1 protein-coding gene is annotated in these 712 nt (G+C 62.5%); it reads left to right on the top strand.

All coding sequences use genetic code 11. The features are described 5' to 3' along the window. Window positions 1–222: 222 nt before the first annotated feature. A partial coding sequence (locus tag AC1DVT_RS20510; protein ID WP_477391271.1) for an inorganic phosphate transporter occupies window positions 223–712 on the top strand: 490 nt, incomplete at its 3' end.

Below are 712 nucleotides of genomic sequence, written 5' to 3'. Positions count from 1 at the left end.
ACGGGAGGGAGGGCGGATGCCGCGGCAGCGGCGTCGGATGCGGTCACATCACCACGCTAGCCGAGGCATTCGAGTGCGAGCCCGGAACGTTCTGCGATCTCGCCCGAATGTGCGAGGATACCTGGTGGCTCGGTTAACGGAGCATGAACCCCCGCAGAACTGTTCGTTCGCATCGCCGATTTCGTCGGCTCCCCCTCTCCTCTTCTCTAAGGAAAGCGAACGGTGGATACCGTAGCCCTGATGGTCGTGCTGGTGATTGCACTGGCACTGTTCTTCGATTTCACGAACGGGTTTCACGACACCGCCAATGCGATGGCGACCCCGATCGCGACCGGCGCGCTCAAGCCCAAAGTCGCGGTGCTGATCGCTGCGATCCTCAATCTGGTCGGTGCGTTCCTCTCAACCGAAGTCGCCCAGACGATCTCGGGCGGGATCATCAACGAGGACCAGATATCGCATTCAGCGTTTCCCGCGGTCATTTTCGCCGGCCTCATCGGCGCGATCACCTGGAACATGATCACGTGGCTGCTGGGACTTCCGTCGAGCTCGTCGCACGCGCTGTTCGGTGGGCTCATCGGCGCGACGATCGTCGGGGTGAGCGCATCCGCGATCAACTTCGGCGTCGTGCTGTCCAAAATCATCCTGCCGGCGGTCATCGCGCCGATCACGGCCGGCATCATCGCCTATTCGGCCACGAAGCTCGCCTACGCGC

The sequence above is a fragment of the Microbacterium sp. P2_F9 genome (assembly GCF_056403635.1).
This window is presented reverse-complemented; position numbering and strand designations above follow the sequence as displayed.